The organism is Caldicoprobacter guelmensis, assembly GCF_016908415.1.
Taxonomy (GTDB): Bacteria; Bacillota; Clostridia; order Caldicoprobacterales; family Caldicoprobacteraceae; genus Caldicoprobacter; species Caldicoprobacter guelmensis.
This window is the reverse complement of sequence record NZ_JAFBDW010000004.1, coordinates 341477-359478: the sequence shown is the minus strand read 5'-3', so window position 1 is coordinate 359478 and position 18002 is coordinate 341477. Positions and strand designations below refer to the sequence as shown.

18 protein-coding genes are annotated in these 18002 nt (G+C 40.8%); 5 read left to right on the top strand and 13 right to left on the bottom strand.

The window, feature by feature from the left end; all coding sequences use genetic code 11:
* Nucleotides 1-393 (top strand): transposase (locus JOD02_RS07805; protein WP_204488468.1); only part of this gene is annotated, 393 nt, incomplete at its 5' end.
* 29 nt (nucleotides 394-422) lie between these two features.
* On the opposite strand, the gene JOD02_RS07800 is transcribed toward JOD02_RS07805, so the two are convergent.
* From JOD02_RS07800 to JOD02_RS07780, 5 genes are all read right to left on the bottom strand, one after another.
* The gene (locus JOD02_RS07800) at nucleotides 423-1556 is read right to left on the bottom strand and encodes a cache domain-containing protein (RefSeq protein ID WP_204488466.1); all 1134 of its coding nucleotides are present in this window, start codon (nucleotides 1554-1556) and stop codon (nucleotides 423-425) included.
* 765 nt (nucleotides 1557-2321) lie between these two features.
* Nucleotides 2322-2630 carry a hypothetical protein gene (locus JOD02_RS07795; protein WP_204488464.1) on the bottom strand — a complete coding sequence of 103 codons (309 nt, stop codon included), beginning with the start codon at nucleotides 2628-2630 and terminating at the stop codon, nucleotides 2322-2324.
* Nucleotides 2631-2668: 38 nt separating this feature from the next.
* A complete protein-coding gene (locus JOD02_RS07790; protein ID WP_204488463.1) occupies nucleotides 2669-4213 on the bottom strand; it encodes a hypothetical protein in 1545 nt (514 codons plus the stop codon).
* A 256-nt stretch (nucleotides 4214-4469) separates the two neighbouring features.
* A complete protein-coding gene (locus JOD02_RS07785; protein WP_243426396.1) occupies nucleotides 4470-4607 on the bottom strand; it encodes a hypothetical protein in 138 nt (45 codons plus the stop codon).
* A gap of 88 nt (nucleotides 4608-4695) precedes the next feature.
* Nucleotides 4696-5883: an anaerobic nitric oxide reductase flavorubredoxin gene (locus tag JOD02_RS07780; protein WP_204488459.1), complete on the bottom strand. Its 1188-nt coding sequence runs from the start codon at nucleotides 5881-5883 to the stop codon at nucleotides 4696-4698.
* A gap of 259 nt (nucleotides 5884-6142) precedes the next feature.
* Here JOD02_RS07780 and JOD02_RS07775 point away from each other — a divergent pair, with 259 nt between their 5' ends.
* From JOD02_RS07775 to JOD02_RS07765, 3 genes are read left to right on the top strand one after another with little or no spacing between them, the layout of a single operon-like run.
* A complete protein-coding gene (locus JOD02_RS07775) occupies nucleotides 6143-8404 on the top strand; it encodes an FAD-dependent oxidoreductase (protein WP_204488458.1) in 2262 nt (753 codons plus the stop codon).
* Nucleotides 8405-8422: 18 nt separating this feature from the next.
* Complete coding sequence (locus JOD02_RS07770) at nucleotides 8423-9685, top strand: aconitase X (RefSeq protein WP_204488456.1); 1263 nt, start codon at nucleotides 8423-8425, stop codon at nucleotides 9683-9685.
* A gap of 13 nt (nucleotides 9686-9698) precedes the next feature.
* Entirely contained in the window at nucleotides 9699-10139 is a 441-nt protein-coding gene (locus tag JOD02_RS07765; protein ID WP_204488455.1) for an aconitase X swivel domain-containing protein, read from the top strand.
* A 190-nt stretch (nucleotides 10140-10329) separates the two neighbouring features.
* Here the strand turns inward: JOD02_RS07765 and uvrB are convergent, their stop codons facing one another.
* The 4 genes from uvrB to JOD02_RS11660 form a co-directional block, all read right to left on the bottom strand.
* The gene (gene uvrB, locus JOD02_RS07760; RefSeq protein WP_204488454.1) at nucleotides 10330-12378 is read right to left on the bottom strand and encodes an excinuclease ABC subunit UvrB; all 2049 of its coding nucleotides are present in this window, start codon (nucleotides 12376-12378) and stop codon (nucleotides 10330-10332) included.
* Between the two features lie 236 nt (nucleotides 12379-12614).
* Nucleotides 12615-12935, bottom strand: a complete 321-nt coding sequence (locus JOD02_RS07755) for a nucleotidyltransferase domain-containing protein (protein WP_204488453.1) — start codon at nucleotides 12933-12935, stop codon at nucleotides 12615-12617.
* Nucleotides 12908-13060: a HEPN domain-containing protein gene (locus tag JOD02_RS11665; RefSeq protein ID WP_341534559.1), complete on the bottom strand. Its 153-nt coding sequence runs from the start codon at nucleotides 13058-13060 to the stop codon at nucleotides 12908-12910. The genes JOD02_RS07755 and JOD02_RS11665 overlap by 28 nt, the downstream gene beginning before the upstream one ends.
* Complete coding sequence (locus JOD02_RS11660) at nucleotides 13045-13302, bottom strand: HEPN domain-containing protein (protein ID WP_279380672.1); 258 nt, start codon at nucleotides 13300-13302, stop codon at nucleotides 13045-13047. The genes JOD02_RS11665 and JOD02_RS11660 overlap by 16 nt, the downstream gene beginning before the upstream one ends.
* Nucleotides 13303-13593: 291 nt before the next feature.
* Between JOD02_RS11660 and JOD02_RS07745 the strand changes: the two genes are divergently transcribed.
* Nucleotides 13594-14265 carry a hypothetical protein gene (locus JOD02_RS07745; RefSeq protein WP_204488452.1) on the top strand — a complete coding sequence of 224 codons (672 nt, stop codon included), beginning with the start codon at nucleotides 13594-13596 and terminating at the stop codon, nucleotides 14263-14265.
* A gap of 10 nt (nucleotides 14266-14275) precedes the next feature.
* Here the strand turns inward: JOD02_RS07745 and JOD02_RS07740 are convergent, their stop codons facing one another.
* The 4 genes from JOD02_RS07740 to JOD02_RS07725 form a co-directional block, all read right to left on the bottom strand.
* Complete coding sequence (locus JOD02_RS07740; protein ID WP_204488451.1) at nucleotides 14276-14740, bottom strand: NifB/NifX family molybdenum-iron cluster-binding protein; 465 nt, start codon at nucleotides 14738-14740, stop codon at nucleotides 14276-14278.
* Nucleotides 14709-15086 (bottom strand): DUF5320 domain-containing protein, encoded by a 378-nt coding sequence (locus JOD02_RS07735; protein ID WP_204488450.1) that lies wholly within the window; start codon nucleotides 15084-15086, stop codon nucleotides 14709-14711. The genes JOD02_RS07740 and JOD02_RS07735 overlap by 32 nt, the downstream gene beginning before the upstream one ends.
* Nucleotides 15087-15569: 483 nt before the next feature.
* Nucleotides 15570-16382: an Mrp/NBP35 family ATP-binding protein gene (locus JOD02_RS07730; RefSeq protein WP_204488448.1), complete on the bottom strand. Its 813-nt coding sequence runs from the start codon at nucleotides 16380-16382 to the stop codon at nucleotides 15570-15572.
* 384 nt (nucleotides 16383-16766) lie between these two features.
* Nucleotides 16767-18002: a PDZ domain-containing protein gene (locus tag JOD02_RS07725; RefSeq protein WP_204488446.1), complete on the bottom strand. Its 1236-nt coding sequence runs from the start codon at nucleotides 18000-18002 to the stop codon at nucleotides 16767-16769.

The following is an 18002-nucleotide window of genomic DNA, read 5'->3' as shown; positions in this document are numbered from 1 at the left end:
TCCTATGAAGTTAAAGAAGATGGTTTTGAAACTCCCGTGTGTATTCTCTCCACCGATATAGAGCTTGGTAATGAGATAATATTGAGATACTATGCAGTACGTTGGACAATAGAGACCAGCTATCAGTATTTAAAGGAGAGTCTAGGTTTTGATGAGTACAAAGTAAGGAGTCTTGTTTCAATTGAAAGGTATATGTTGCTATGTTTTCTGGCGTATAACTTTTTAGAATATTACAGGGTAAGGGGGAAGCAACTAAATCTTGATACTATAGGGGATACGATAGAGCATATGAAGAAGGAGTCTATCAAAGATTTTGTAGATTTTGTGTATTACCATGCAAAGAATGATGTTCCATTGGTGGATATATACGCCAAATTAAAGCTTGTTGCTTAAATGTTTAGTGCTATTATACCAATATAGGATTATATAACCAATATTGGTAATTTAACTTTCAAATTTGCAGAACAAGAGTTAATAATTTCATGTACTGAATGCTGAATGTATTCAAAAGGATCTTTAATAGGAAGCATTTTCCCATGTTGCGAAATTAGATCAAAAAGTTTCTTGAGGGATACGCTAGTCAGGTTAGACCATAAAAATGCAATCACCAGTCCCAGAATAATAGCACCTGAGAAAACATTACAACTTATCTTTTTGATGTTAGACACCTTTTTCATTACATTCTCATACGGTTGGACCACCACATATCTCCAACCAGTATTTTGAGAAATGATATAGATAAAAAGCATGTCTTCCCCATTAAACATCCGTCTCTGATAACCTTCAGTTCCACCATCCATATCAATGAAGACTGGAATTTCATCAATTTGCGAAGGAAAAGCACTTAGAAGATAGCCATTCTCATCAGTAATGTATGCACATCCTTGTTCAGAAAATTCAAATCCATTCAATAAATTTCTTATCACATCTCCATTTAAGAGAAACATTACTTTACTCCGTCTACCTGTAGGTGTTGCCCCCAAATCTCTCATATATGTAAGAACTTTATATGAATTCCCCTTAAAGAACGCCTGACGCTCAGGAATAATAGTTCCTCGGTTATATACTCTGAATATTTCTTCTATCCATTCATTATAGTCAATACCTTCATAATTAAAGAAAAACCTATAGAATTGTTCTAACCGATATGTCTGTTCAGGACCTATGACAATTCCACTATTTAGATATAACACATAATAATCTAGAATAAAACTATTGGTTAGGCTATAATTATACAGTTGAGCTCTAGTTTCCAAAATCTTATAGGTATTCGCACCTTTAAAAGGTTCATTTATCATATTAAATCTGCTTATTTTACTATTCCAAGCTATCTGTTCAATAATACTATTAACCTCATCTATACGACTTTCCAACATACTTCTGATCTTATCAAGCATCTTAATATTAGAGTGTATAGTATATTGTTCTATTACCTTTAAAGAGCTAAAATAAATTATAGAAATAATAAAAATTGGTAAGAGCATAACTACAATATAACGAAACATAAAAATTTTTATAAATTCCCATTGAAACTGATTCTTAACCCTTTTCCTCAACGCAACCCCTCCTAACCAAAAACACATTTAAACTTTTTGTTAGCTTGCCTTATAACTCACACGAAGGTTTGTCAATCTTTAAGTTTAATATCTCTAAATCTGTTTTTTTATCCTATGAACAAAGATGCCTCAATAATAAAAATTAGTGTAACTCCATCAGTTCATGGAAGAATCAATAGGTTGAAACCGCACTTAAATTTATCACCTTTTCCTGTATTAATCATGTACCTTTGAAATCCTATATTCTTGCTCCTTAGACGGCTATAGAAAGTACCATAGTTCTACCATCAAGAAGTTAACTTCGAAATCTTGGCTATAATACGAGCTGCAAGATTGAGTAGAAACACAGTCCAATTAGTAAAAGGTGAATTCAGAAATTTCTCTACAACATCCTTTGCAAAGCCCACATCACGTGTTCCGCTACCATGTTCAATATACATGCTTTTCTTGGTATAAACAAGCTGCAGAAGATACATGAAAATATGGATTACAGGTATTCCCTTGGATTTATAAGCATTGGCTTCTTTGAATACCTTGTCAACAGAATATTCTTTACAAAAAGATGAAATTAATGTAATTATACTCTTTTCATCGTAAGCTTTTTGTGTTAAAATATTTATCCAAATATTTCTTATTTTTGGTATTTTTGTATTTTATAACCATTTACACTTATACCATAAAAAGGAGGAGGTTTTTATACTTTCATGCTGAAAAATGTTGATTTTTCAAGGTCCAATATATTTAAGGTGCGAAGTTCTAAGCATTTTATCTGATTTTTATACATATCCCTTCAATATCTCCATTAATATCAATAATTTTTCTCAATTCTTCTGGTATTTCATCCCACAACAATTCAAATTTCCCTTTCTCAATGTTTTGATTTAAAAATTCACCAAATTCCATAAAAATCCTTTTCATCACTGCAGACCTATGGATCATACAAGGTTCAGGGTCATTAAAATACTCTATACTCCTTAAGATGATAACTTCTTCTTTTAGAGGTATAGCAGTTAACTTTCGTTCGAAGAGCATTTTCCCTTGTTTATTTAAAAAACCTAGAACAATATCTCTCATATCTGCCACCTCTGATCATCAATTTGACAAATTACATATCAAAACCAAATAAGCACAACTATCCCAAATGCTAAAAATAATATTGCATTTATCAACTTAATGAAAGGCATCCTTCGACGAATAGCATCTGATACGTCAAATACTTCTTTTCCCTTATATATCACATATGTTACTAAAAGCAGAGGAATAATAAAAGCCAAATCGTATAATATAAAGTATAGTAATGCCTGTAAATTGAATGTAAAACTGCTTCTTAAGAAATATACAATGGTAGCTAGATATATCTGACCAGTACATAAAAACTCTCCTACCGAAATCATCGCACCCAACCCAAAGCTTAATACGAATAACCACCTACTATTTTGTCTTGAAAACAAATTCTTTATCCATTCATGATTATATCTTCTAAGCCAAGCAGGAAGCTGCAGACGAATCCTATCATACTTTTCATGCTTTGCTGCAAAATAATCTTGTATATTTATTAAAACTATAATGAATACCCCTACCAGAATAATTGTTTTTACAATAGTAGAAAACCATGGTATCTGAAATTTAAGAAACACATTAAAAAGGAGCGTCCCTAAAAGCAAATAGCTAAGGAACTTTCCGAAACAAAAAGCAAATCCCGTTCTCAGTATATTCGTGCCTTTGGCCACAACGAGTGATAAAAAAAACAATAGCATAGATAAAGAACACGGATTGAAACCATTCACTAATCCGGCCATTAGCACTCCTATAATATCATAACCGTTTAAACTCATGACAAAGCTTGAATCATGATACTCGCCTTCACTCAAATCAAGAGTAGTAATACCTTCTCCCGTCTCTATTTTTTCTATTAATTCTTCCTTGATTGCTTCCAAACCCGCTAAATAGGTATCCCCTATAAAAACAATGGGAACAAATTGATCATTTTCTGGTACCTTATAAACTTCAAAATATTTCTTTATTAGCTCCAAGTTTTTAGGTTCCCCAATGCTAAATTTTTTTATATTCACATATGTATATTTAGTACTATCCTCAAATTCCACCAGATAACGTTTTTTCAAGGTACTCAAAAACTTATCCACTTTTTCACACTCTCTACAATCAGGTACATAAAAGTACACAATAACTATTTGATTATTATTACTGTCCTTGTTATTTTCAACAGTATTAGTCCCTATACTATTCTTTTCCTGTAAAAATATATCCCTGAGGCCTGCCTTAATAGCTGTATCCCCAGCAAGAAATTGATCGTTAATAAAAAGTATGGGAGTAATTTGCTTTTCCTTCGGCACGTTATATCGTTCAAAATACTCTTTCAGTAGTTGTAACCCACCTCCCTTAAATACATTATACATAGCAATGTTTACTTTTACATTTTCTTTATCCGTTCCTACCAAAGAATTAAATAAGTCAATAAACTTTTCTTCCTCATTACATGAGGCACACGGATTATCATAAAAATAAACAATATTTATTTTTTGTAGTGATAAATTTGTTGCTTTTACTACAGTAACGTGAAATAATACAAAAATCATAACACATACAACACATAAAAAAATAAATCGCCTTTTTAAACATAATTTCAAGTTGAACATATTTATCTCCCTCCTATAATATCACATATGTACGTTCTCGAAAAGTCCGAGGATTTCACTTCGTTTTGTTTGCAGGTTCGGTCCAGAGGATTTTACACCCAAATTCTTGTAGAAGGTTGTCTTACAAAATCAATCACATTACGTCTATATAATTCAGCTACTTTTCTAGAGTATTTACACATAATGTATCTCTTTTATCCTCATCTCTAAAAATAATAATAGCATCTCCCCAAATTGTTATCAACATTAATTCCCATCAAAACGCCAAAAAAACATAAAAGGCATCCCTACATGAGGGATGCCAGACTTTCTTTGTCCAGTATGACGATTTTCCTTCGCCACCCAGCTTTATCGAGACCATCTTCTGGAAATATGAGAGCTTTCTGCTTAACATCTCGGGTGACATCCCGGTATAGGATGCCAGGTCGTCCTTGCTGAGCTCAAAGATCACTTAATCGTTATATAACTTTTAAGCCAAAACATCACAAACTCCTTACAAAGCGCTGGCCAAATTCCCTGCACTGCTCAAGCGCCTGCTCATCAGGGTTCCACAGAGCCCTTACGCCCTCATCTACAACCTCAAAGCCGGCATCCTTAAGCTCCTCATTGATAATCTTTACGCTTTCGCCGCTCCAGCCATAAGCTCCAAAAGCGGCCGCCTTTTTGTTCTTGAAGCCCAGGCCCTTGATCATCTCCAGGATACCCGATATGGAAAAGGAGATCCCCCTATTTATGGTGGGCGAACCCACCAGCACAGCTTTGGATTTGAACACCTCTGTGATTATATCGTTTTTGTCGTACTTAGAAGCGTTATATAATTTAACCACCACGGCATCATCGGCAGACCTTATACCTTCTGCAATTGCCTCTGCCATTCGCCTGGTGCCGTTCCACATGGTATCATATATGATGGTGATTTGGTTTTCCTGATAATTGTCAGCCCATTCCAGGTACTTGTTGACAATCTGAAGCGGGTTGTCCCTCCATATAATGCCGTGGCTGGTACATATGATATCGATGGGCAATCCCATATCCATAACCTCTTTAATCTTCTTTGTGACAAAGCTGCTGAAAGGCGTCAATATGTTGGCATAGTACTTCATGGCTTCGTAATACAGCTCATCCTGGTCCACCTGGTCATTGAAAAGCTGCTCCGATGCGTAGTGCTGACCGAACGCGTCATTGCTAAACAGTATATTCTCGCCCGTCATATATGTAAACATGCTGTCGGGCCAGTGGAGCATCCGCGCCTCGATGAATACCAGCTTACTTTCCCCTATATCCAGGGTATCGCCGGTCTTCACCTCAACGAAATTCCAATCGTGATGATAATGCCCCTTGAGCGATTTTACGGCATTGGCAGTGCAATATATGGGGGTATCAGGAATCTCCCTCATAAGCTCGGGTAAGGCTCCGCTGTGGTCAATTTCCCCATGGTTTATGACAATATAGTCGATCTTGTTGAGGTCTATCTCCTTCTTAAGATTTTGGACAAACTCACCTGCAAAGGGCTTCCACACCGTGTCTATCAGGACAGTCTTTTTGTCCCTTATGAGATATGAATTGTACGAGGAACCCCTGTGGGTTGAAAGCTCGTTGCCGTGAAACCTCTTAAGCTCCCAGTCTATCTTGCCCACCCAGGTAACCTTTCCTGTTATCTTTCGCGACATTAGCAGCACCTCCAATATACCTGAATTGATTATTTTTTAGTCTATAATCTGTAACCTTTATACAATTAATACACCCAAAGCTTGCATTTGAAACCATTTTATATTGAAATCACAGTACAAAAGTGATATTCTTACAGTGTAGGGTTTTGTTTTTGTTTGTTAAAATTTTGACAATGTTAAAAGCTGAACAGTTGTACTTATTGATACTCGCTTCTTTGACAAACAGCCTTATAAAAACACATCTTTAAGGAGGGATTCCATGAATAAATATCAGGAAATTGTTCAAAATTTAATCGATCAACTCGGAGATTGGTTTTTAGATGAAGAAAAGCTAAGATGGGGTAGAATGACAAAAGATCTCTATCCTTATGAGAAGCTTTTTTCTCCTATCCAAGTGAACTCTATAATAATAAAAAATCGCATTGTAATGGGACCCATGGGCAACATATCTATGGCCGAAGAGATGGGAAGGCCTAGCATTAAAATGATCAAATATTTTTCGGAAAGAGCCAAGGGTGGAGTAGGGCTAATCACAACGGGTTTGGTCCCTGTCAGCCACTATATTGACCCTACCGTAACAGAAAAAGGTGATAGGAGTTATTTCCCGCGAATAGACAAATCACGTACTGTATTTGCTGGATGGCGAGATATTGCAGAATCAGTCCATGCATACGGAGCAAAAATTTTTATTCAATTAACTCCTGGACTTGGAAGGGTAGGTTCTCCAGAATGCCTTATTAAAAAATTTAAACTTCCTGTATCGGCTTCGTGGAATCCTAATTTCTATATACCAAATATCCCTTGCAGACCTCTTACGGACAGAGGGCTTTATAAAATTATAAAAAATGCAGGACAGGCAGCCGCAGATGCAAAGGCATCTCTTATGGATGGGGTTTATTTACATGGACACGAAGGGTATCTTCTAGAGCAGCTTACAAACCCTGCATTTAACAGGCGAAAATGGGGTAAATTTTCAGATTGGCAGGCTTTCGGCATTGAACTGGTTAAAGAGATAAGAAGAAGAGTAGGCCCAGACTATCCCATAATGTACAGAATTGACCTTTCACTTGCTTTAAACGAGACATACAAAGAAAAAATGGATAAAGTAAAACCACTACGACTCTTTAAAAACGAAAGAACAGTTGAACAAACTCTAGAGTATATGAAAAATCTAGTTAAAGCAGGCGTGGACATGTTTGATGTCGATTTGGGATGCTACGATAATTGGTGGCTTCCTCACCCGCCTAACTCGATGCCTCCGGGTTGCTTCCTGATAATTTCAAAAATAGTTAAAGATTACTTTAGAGAAAACAACATAAAATCAAATAAAGGCCTCGATATACCTATTGTGGCAGTTGGAAAGCTAGGATATCCCGACCTTGCCGAGAAAGCGTTAAGAGAAGATATGTGTGACATGGTCATGCTTGCAAGACCCCTCCTTGCTGACCCAGAGTGGTGTAACAAGGCTTATGCTGGCAGGGTAGAAGACATAACGCCTTGTATAGGCGATCAGGAAGGTTGCATCAATGAATTTATAGAAGGCGGACATCCGCAATGCGCTGTCAACCCAAAAACCGGAAACGAAGATTTATATAGTGAAGAAACACCTGCCAGGGAAAAGAAAAAGATTGCAGTAGTAGGTGCAGGTCCTGCAGGTATAATGTGCGCCATCACCTTAGCAAAAAGGGGACACGATGTTACACTTTATGACAAGAAATCTCAAATAGGAGGCACATTGTTATTAGGGGCAATCCCCAAGATAAAATATGACATCGTTAACTATTTGAATCATTTGGAACATCAAGTCAAAAAAGCAGAAAAGGTGTATGGCCTAAAGCTTGAACTAAACAAAGAAGCATCCGCTGATTTATTAAAGAGTATGAATTATGACATAATCGTATGTGCCACGGGGACTAAAGAAAAGAAATTAAACGTCGAGGGAATAGACTTACCCCACGTTGTTACAGCACTCAACTTGCTACAATACCCTGAGCTTGCTAATGGAAAAGAAAATGTTGTGATCGTAGGTGGCGGCGCAGTAGGTTGTGAAATAGCCTATTGGCTGGCATATGAAAAAAATAAAAACGTTACAGTGATAGAAATGCTCCCATATTTCATGAAAGGTGTATGCACCGCTAACAGAGGGCATATAATCCATTACCTGGAGAGAAAAAATGTTAAACTGTTAAATTGCACCAGATTGAAGTCCATCAAAGAAGATTGTGTACTGGTGGCCAGAAAGTTGAAGAATGTACCTGACCCCTATGCTGTTTGGCAGCCTATTTTGCCGGAAAATATTGAAAATCCATTTGAGAAGAAAATCGGTGAGGAGGAAAACGAATTTGAAATAAAAGCAGACCTGGTGGTAATGGCAGTCGGACTTGTACCTGATGATTCGCTTTATTATCAGTGCATAAAAGAAAGGGCAGCACAAAACATATATAATATTGGTGACGCTTTCAGCCCTGCAAAAGTTTTCGAAGCCGTAAAAGCAGGTTATCTATTAGGACGCAGCCTGTAGAAAGTAGGAGGGATTTATATGAGATTAGAAAAAGATGAAATCGAAATGCTTGAAGGAAAAAGAGGCCCTCTTTGGCAAAAAATTATAAAATCTGTCGTCATGTATGGGGAAGCTTTTGGAGCTGAAAAGTTGGTGCCCCTCGATGGGGCACCCCATTTCGTGACATCATTTGGGGCAAGCATGATAAAACCTTATTTTGAAATATTGGACGAAATAATACAAAACGGTATCAAGACTTTTAAACCCTTTACGGTTGACCCTAGGCCCTTTGACCCACAAAATATAAATTATTCCTTTTTAGAAAAAATACTTTTCAATTTTATTTACGGGAAGCAAGAAAAATGTGAAGAACAGCTCAAAAAGCTGGGGCTTTTGGACGATAAGGCTTTTACTTGTACTTGTTATTTAGACGAGGTCGGGAACATTCCCAAAAAAGGCCAATATTTGGCATGGTCTGAGTCCTCAGCAGTTGTATATGCAAATTCAGTGATAGGAGCAAGGACAAACAGGAATTCCGCAGGCATAGACGTATTGTGCAATGTTTTGGGCAAAGCACCTTATTTCGGATTTTTAACCGATGAAGGCAGAAAAGCCTCTTGGCTCGTAGAATTAAAAGTAAGCAAGGTGCCCAACCCTCAGCTTTTAGGGAGTGCAATCGGCCTTAAAGTAATAGAAGATGTGCCGTATATTGTTGGCCTTTCGGAATTAATAGGAAATGAACTCACAAAAGAAGTAAAGGATTATCTAAAGGATATGGGAGCTGCTGCAGCTTCAAATGGAGCAGTGGGGCTTTATCATGTGGAAGGTCTTACTCCTGAAGCCAAGGAATATGGAAAGTCCCTTTTAAAAGAAAACTACAGAGTGTATGTAATTGATGACGATGAACTCCAAAAAATATACAATTCCTACCCCGTGCTTTGGAAAAATAAAGAAGCCAAACCAGTCGCTTGCTTTATAGGTTGTCCTCATGCCAGTTTAAATCAAATACACTGGTGGTACGAAAACCTGACTGCACGGCTTAAAAAACAAAAATTAAGTATCCCCGTCTATATTTGCGCTGCTCCTGACGTAATAGACACATTTAAAAAAGAGATAAAAACTTTTGAAGCCCTGAACAGTATGGGAGTCAAGCTCACTTCTATCTGCCCTCTCATGTACATGAATAATCCTTTATGCGCTAAAAAACCGATAATCACTAATTCAAATAAACTGAGGACCTACTCTACAGCAAGATTTTACACAGATGAAGAGCTTTTGGATATTTTAACAAAAATAGAATAGGGGGACCGCAGTCATGACAATTTTTAAAGGCAGGCCAATTATTCCAGGGAATGTTAAAGGGCAAGCCGTTGTAAGCAAAAAAGGCTTTAATACCCTTGCATCCTTCCAAAAGAGCATAATAATGAGAGCCAGGAAGGCAATATGTTCAGATCAAGACAACACAGATTTATACAAAAAGGTTTTAACAGATAAAGTGTTGTGCATACCTCAAACTATAGGCTCTACTACCGGTGGCCTTGTAATCTTAACTATTTCTAAGATGAACATAGGCCCCAGAGCCATTTTATTTTCAGAGAAGATTGATTCCCTTGCTGCGGCGGGAATAATTTTAACCGATGTGTGGTTAAATAAAAGAATAGTTACTGTAGATTCTTTAGGAAAAGATTTTCTAGAAAGCATCAAAGAAGGTTCAGAGGTAGAAATAAAAGAAGATGGTACTGTTATCATAGAGTAATCTCCTCGGACCGAAACCTAAGCCAGCGTAATATAAAAACTCCCACCGCGCTTACTGGCGGTGGGATATATTTTGCCGTCATTCAATATTCTAAGCCCAGCATTTCCTGCTATAACAAGACCACAGACAGTTTATCAAGAAAAACTTTAAGCAAAGCTTTTTTCGCATTAACAACGAACGATATAACACCTCACAACGACCCGCGCTTTTTCTTCGAGCCAGACTTTGGAGCCGGTTGCTTCTGCTGCTTCTTGCCCTGTTCTTTCGCATCCTGCAGCTTTTCCCTCAATCTGAATATCTCATCCCTGATTTGAGCAGCCTTTTCAAACTCAAGGGCTGCTGCGGCGTCCCTCATCTCCTTCTCCAGCCTTTCTATGCGGGAATATATCTCCTCGACCGACAGCTGCTCTTTTACATTATAATCGGCGGGCTGCTCGGCCACGGCTTTTGTAGCCTCTATGATGTCGTGTATGCCCTTCACAACAGTCCTGGGGGTAATCCCGTGCTTTTGGTTGTACTCCATCTGCAGGCGGCGTCGCCTGTTGGTCTCATCTATGGCCCTGCGCATGGAATCGGTTATGGTATCGGCGTACATTATGACCTTGCCGTTGACGTTTCTCGCCGCACGGCCAATGGTCTGTATAAGCGAGGTCTCGGAGCGGAGAAAGCCCTCTTTATCAGCGTCAAGTATGGCCACCAGCGATACCTCAGGAAGGTCCAAACCTTCCCTGAGTAGGTTTATCCCCACCAAAACGTCAAACTCACCCTTTCGCAGGTCGCGAATGATTTCCATGCGCTCGATGGTATCGATGTCCGAATGCAGATACCGTACCCTTATGTCCATTTCCCTCAAGTATTCGGTGAGGCTCTCGGCCATCTTCTTGGTCAGAGTGGTGACCAGTACTCGTTCGTTTTTTTCAACCCTTTGACGTATCTCGCCAATCAAGTCGTCGATCTGACCTTCAACCGGCCGCACCACCACCTCGGGATCAACCAGTCCCGTAGGCCTTATGATCTGTTCAACCACGCGCGATGATTTTTCAAGCTCATACGGTCCCGGAGTAGCGCTGACGTATATGACCTGGTTTATCTTGCTTTCAAACTCCTCAAATGTAAGGGGTCGGTTGTCATAAGCTGCAGGCAACCTAAAACCGTACTCCACCAGGTTGTCCTTTCTGGAGCGGTCTCCGGCATACATGGCCCGCAACTGCGGTATGGTAACATGGGACTCATCTATGAACATGAGGAAGTCTTCGGGAAAATAATCCAGCAGGGTATAAGGAGGCTCGCCAGGTTGCCTGCCGTCCAGATAGCGGGAATAGTTCTCTATGCCGTTGCAGTATCCCACCTCGCGCATCATTTCGATGTCATAGTTGGTGCGCTGCAGAAGGCGCTGGGCTTCAAGTAAACGTCCCTGGTCTTTAAGCTCCTTAACCCTTATCTCCAGGTCGCGTTCTATCTGTGCGATGGCCTGTTCCAGGTGTTCGCGCGACGATGCATAGTGCGAAGCAGGGAATATGGCCACATGAGTGCGGTATCCCAGCACTTCTCCGGTCAAAGCATCAATCTCGGCGATCCTGTCGATCTCATCGCCAAAGAATTCCACACGGATGGCCCGGCCCGAAGACCCTGCGGGGAATATCTCCACCACATCTCCCCTAACCCGGAAAGTTCCCCGCACGAAGTCTATATCGTTTCGCTGGTACTGTATATCCACCAGCTTGCGCAGTATTTCATCCCTGTCCTTTACCATCCCGGGACGTAGTGATAGCGTGAGGTTCCTGTATTCCTTGGGATTACCCAAACCATATATGCATGATACGCTGGCCACAACTATTACATCCCGGCGCTCAAGGAGCGCCGAAGTAGCCGAGTGGCGCAGCTTGTCTATCTCATCATTAATAGAAGTCTCCTTCTCGATGTAGGTATCGGTGGCCGGCACATAAGCCTCTGGCTGATAGTAATCGTAATAGCTCACAAAGTATTCAACGGCGTTGTCTGGGAAGAACGCCTTAAACTCGCTGCACAGCTGAGCCGCCAGCGTTTTGTTGTGCGCCAAAACCAGAGTCGGGCGCTGCACGCGCTCGATTATGTTGGCCATGGTAAAGGTTTTGCCCGAACCGGTAACCCCTATCAGGGTTTGGTGCTTTTCGCCTTTATTTAAACCCTCCACCAGGGCCTCAATAGCCTTGGGCTGGTCTCCCTGGGGTTTGAAATCCGACTTCAACTTAAAACGCATTGCCCGCTCACTCCTCCAGAGTCAATTATATCACAATTCATACGTCATCAAAATCTTCATGTTGATGAACGCTGTTACGTTATGTGAACTAGGTCCATCTATCGTACTTATAGATTGCTAAAATTGTCCAAACCAGTTTCACTGGTGGCTCTATAGTAAATATGCGAGCATCCTGACTGTTCATATTCTATTAATGACCAAAATAATGGAAAAAGCAGGTAACATTACCTGCTTTTTTATATTACCCTTATCCCTTTAGTTTTAATCTCTTTTACAAATGGGTCATCTTCTGCAAATGCATCGCTAGTGAATGGCCGTGGTGATATTCTGTTGTCAATTTTCCTCCTGAGCCGCATTAACAACAAAGTATCTTCTACTAAATCTCCTGAAAATGTATCAGATACAACCGCAACATCTATATCGCTGTCCTCGGAATAATTTCCGTTAACATATGAACCATACAGATACACTTCCTTTACACCTATTTCCCGTTTAAGCAATTCAGCATAATTTTTGACGATATTTTCCACTATTCCCAGAGTAAACTTAGCAGCCATTTTTTCATCTCCTTTATACGTTCAATGTTCTCCGATGCATATTCCTTGGTACACTTTTTATAAAACTCGTACTTATAGTCAGGATACCTAACACTAATGTTAAATGTTGTTAACAAATCCAGCACATCTTTTTGCTCATCTGTAGTATGAATATCAAGGCTTTCTCAGCTAATCTAGAAAGGTCATGAATTCTCGGAGGATTATCACTTACATTTTTCACATATATCGCCTTAATCAGCTTTTCAATAACCAGATGCCCTATAAAAAGACTCCAATGATAGTCTCCAGTCTCATACAAGTGGAGCATGGTATTATAATCTCGCAAAGCCGTATCAACCCAATAGCGAATTAATTCTTTTTTATCCATCAGGAATAACTCCTCTTAAATTAAACTATAGCCTCTTTACTAATTATATCGCTATACAACGATTTTATCAAGAAATAACAAGGTTGTCCAAAAGAAAGGACTCTATTTCGTAAGCAGGGAGGCACTGCACCAACTTGCCTCAGGAATTATATCCCTGGCCCCGCTTGAACGTCACACAGGCAATCACGAAAATGTAGGGGATACAACCTGAAATTGCAGCTTGCATCATCGCAATAGCAAAAATATAATAAAAAATGTAAAAATTTTAAAGGAACTGGAAGATGGTCACATATGGAAATAGTATACGTTAGCATAGACCAAGGAGTACCGCGCTATGTTTACACTGGTTGTAAAAACTGCTCAAGCATCATGGGCATAAGCCTGTGCAGCATTAAAAATAGAGGTTGCTGTTATTATTATCCCAGGTTCACACTTTTGGACATACAGAGGATGGCCAGGTCGCTGGAAGGATTGCGCGTCCTGGAGACCATAAGGCGGCTTCCCTCTGTCGAGATACACCCTTTCGAGATTCACGCCAAAGGATATTTTGATGAGGAAGGCTATGTCAGGTACATGGAAAGCGGGAATAGGATTGACGCAAGAGACATCCGGGACCATTCCATATTCTTCAAGGCGTGTCCATTTGTCAAGAGCGGCTATGGCTGCTCCCTTCCTCCGCGCTACCGATCGTACGTCTGCAACTTTTTCCTGTGTAATGAAGTGATAGAAAAGATAAAAAGCAGCAGCTCTTTTGAAGCTTATATAAAAGAGCGAGAAAGATATGTAAGGTGGGTGGAGTGGGAAAACACCTCTTTGAGGGAAATACTCTTTGAAAATAAGCTTGACCTTGTAAAGGACTTTAAAAGCACCATAAAGCTGCTTCAGGACATACCGCTAAATATCTATGACTTCCCTCAATTGCAGCGTATAACAATAAGCGCAGGGTTTAGCCGGGGAGCTTGATATTTGGTTCTCATTTGTGGTGACAAAAACTTGCCCCGCCTTCAATGGTTCCTACAAGCAACTTTTGTATAACACTCTCAACGCTGCCCTCCACTCCTGTTATTACCTCAATACCATATTCCTCCAACAATTGGGCTGCCTGCTTGCCTATACCACCGCAAACAATACAATTCACACCCTTGTCATGCAAAAACTTTGGTATAAATCCAGGAGAGTGCCCTGGATTGTCTATTACCTGTCCGCTGGTAACTTCTCCATTTTCGATGTCTATTAAAACATATTTCTGGCATCTGCCAAAATGAGGAGACACATATCCCTGATTAGCTGAAATCGCGTACCTTATAATTTTATCTCTCCTTTCACAATCGTCAAAATAATAAAAAATGATAAAAATTTGAAAATTTGGGGAGGAGAACCCCGGAACTTTCTCCTCCCCAACCGACTTATTTATCGTCTTCTTTTTCTGACTCCTCAATTTCTTTTATCCTGTCCTGGATATCCTGCAGCTGCTGTTTAAGTACCTCAGCCTGCTCCTTCAAGATGTCAATTTCCTTGAGCTGACTGGCATCGCCCACATAATAGGGGTATGCATAAGGATTGACCCAGCCGCCAAAGGCAGGATAGCCGTAAGCTGCCCGTATCCAACCAGGAAGACCGGTAGCCCAAAACCAGTGCCTGTAGCCCCGTCCCCTGCCGCGCCCGAAAAAGCGCGGATCACACCAACCTCTACAATGTTTGTTTAAAGGGACTACGCAGTATCCCCTCCCTCCACCTGTCATGGGCCCTTGCCCCAGAGGTCCCGTTCCATCAAAGCCGGGCATAAGATACACCCCCTTCTTCCCTTTTTTGAAATGCAGATGACAGTAAAGACATATGTAACGCAATTCATTCTTTCACACAGTCAGCTTTTTCAGTTCATCCACAAGTCTGTGCCACAATTTCACTACCTCATCGGTAAACCCGACGTTCCCTGCCTCCACTGGCGTCTTAAAGTTTTTCTATCACTGGAAAACCGTTTTGTTGGCAAAAACGGTCAATTTGTTTGGTTATCTCTGGGTTTAAGTCATATTTGTTTATGCATACGAAAGCAGGAATTCCAAAGTGCCGCGCCACATCCAGAACTCTTTCAAGCCCCCGAAAACCATTTTGGGCATATGCTCTAAATATATTCTATTTATATTAGGGGCATATGTCAATAATTTTACGCAAAAAAATTTTAAAAAATTTTTGCCCGAAATTACCTTGGTGACCTCCCCTCGATAAATTGAGGAGGGGATTACTGCCCCCCACACTCCCCCATATCTCTAAAACTGCTCCATAAATCGTTCGGCCACTGGTTTGAAAAAGTCAGGATACAGGTGATGCACCAGCTCAATTCGCCCTTCGTCGCCCAGCTGCGTTATATCAGGCACAAGAGGCAGGCTGCCCAGGAAGGGGATCCCTGTCTCCTCTTCCACTTGCTTTCCCTTACTCCTGCCAAAAAGCTCTATAACCTCTCCACATTTAGGGCATTGCAGATAGCTCATGTTCTCCACAAAACCCACAACGGAGACATTCATCGTCTTTGCCATATGTATGGCCTTCCTTACAATCAATCCCACCAGCTCCTGCGGCGAAGTCACCACCACTATCCCATCAAGGGGTAAAAACTGCATGACCGTCAGAGGAGCATCGCCTGTTCCAGGCGGCAGGTCCACAAGCAGGAAATCCAAATCACCCCAGTCCACTTCCTCGTAAAACTGCTTGACAACGCCAGATATTAAAGGCCCGCGCCATATCACCGGCTGGTCTTCTTTATCCAGCAGCAAATTTATAGACATGACCTCAATACCTTTGACTGTAACAACTGGCAGCAACGCCCCTTCCCTGCTCTTTGCTTTGCCTTTTATGCCGAACAACTTGGGTATGCTGGGGCCGGTGATGTCGGCATCGAGAATTCCCACTTTATATCCTTTCTCCTTCAGCCATGTGGCAAGCAGTGCCGTCACCGAGGACTTCCCTACCCCTCCTTTTCCGCTCATCACCGCAATCACGTGCTTTATATTGCCGTACGGGTTAGTGGATTTGGGAATATTCCCTTGGACCCTGTTTTTTTGATTTTGCATTTCCTGTGACATATACAATCTCCTTTCCTTGACTTTGCATTTGTTTATGATCTATTCAAAGATAGGAAAGCTGGCATTGCCTTTTTTTGTATAGTTTAACCCTTTACTCATGCAAACTATTTCTCACTTTTTTAATAAGGTACTGTTCAGACAATTTATTTCAGCTAACAAACACCGCAGTCTCTCAGGGTAAAAATTTATTGGCATATGCCAATTTTATTTTAACCTCATTTTGTCAAGCTGTCAACACCACGTCAACACCTATTGACTTTAAAAAAATGGAAGGCGCATTACATATTGTAGCTATATGAAATACAATGCTTACCTTCACCTTAAAATAAGAACCCCCTAGCAAAACTTTTGCATGTAAAACCTGTAAAAAACAAAGAGGCACAGTTACTCACTCTGTGCCTCTTTCAAACTATGCCGTATTCGTTTCCACAGCCTGAATATGATTCCCTTCTGTTCATCTATACGGAAATATCTGCCGGTGATACGCGGGACGAATATAATGCCCAGGTTCTCGATGGGATTCTGATAATCCCTGTACTCCAGGGTTATCACCTTATCCTTGCGTTTGACATCCACCCATATGAAATACATACACTGACTCAAAACCTCCTGCAGCATATCCTCGCTGTTTATGTCCTTGCCATTTAGCCTCAGCAATATATCCCCGCGCTGAACACCCATCTTTTGTGCCGGACCTTCTGGAAGCACCTCCAGCACCCTAAGCCCTCTCCATGGAACTGCAAAAGCCGGTTTCCCTTGCATCTGACCTCGCTTGCTCAAAATGATGAACAGCTCATGAAACAGAGGAGTACTCACCGCCGCAACGTATTTTACCCAGTAAACCCGTGATGAAACCACTGCCATGATTAAAATAGCCGTACTATATATTCCCAACCACACCCCCGACTCCCGCGTCCTCTCGTTCGGCAGCTGGGTTATGGCAATATCACCATACCCTAAAACAGCCACGATGGGTAGAAGGGCAAACACCTGCGCCATATTTTGTGGTTTAAATAGCGGCCACCAGTCCGGCATGGCAACGCCCCCACCCGAGGCCAGGCTGGCGCTCGCTTCGGGTATGACCAGCACTACCAGAGGTATGGGCCACACCTTTTGCATTAGATACGCTCCCACAGGCTTGAACATCTTATGCTCTATCCATACAGGAAGGCTATCCTTATAACCATCTAGTATGATGAGCAGGCTCTCCATGAGATGCAAGACCCCCACAAGAGCAATCAATGAGGATACATCTATCTTGGGCCAACCCATAAGCAGGCTTACCAGCGAGACTATCCCCCCAGCATAGGAAAAGCATATATACCTTTGATTGAACAACATAAGGAAGAGCGCCAGAGGCCAGATAAAAAGTATGGCATTGTAATCGATGGCAATGCCGATGACCACTATAAGAATACTGGCCATCAATCCCACCAACATGCCATACAGCACCACGTCAGCAAGCTGGGTAGACACTGGATTGCGCAAAACGCCCAGCCATGACTCTTCAAGCCGTGCATTCCTCTGGATATACAGATAAGCCACCATCACAATGCCAATAAAGAACAGGCTGGTTATAGCCTGCGCAAAAGAAGAAAATATAAGCTTTACTAAGGCCAA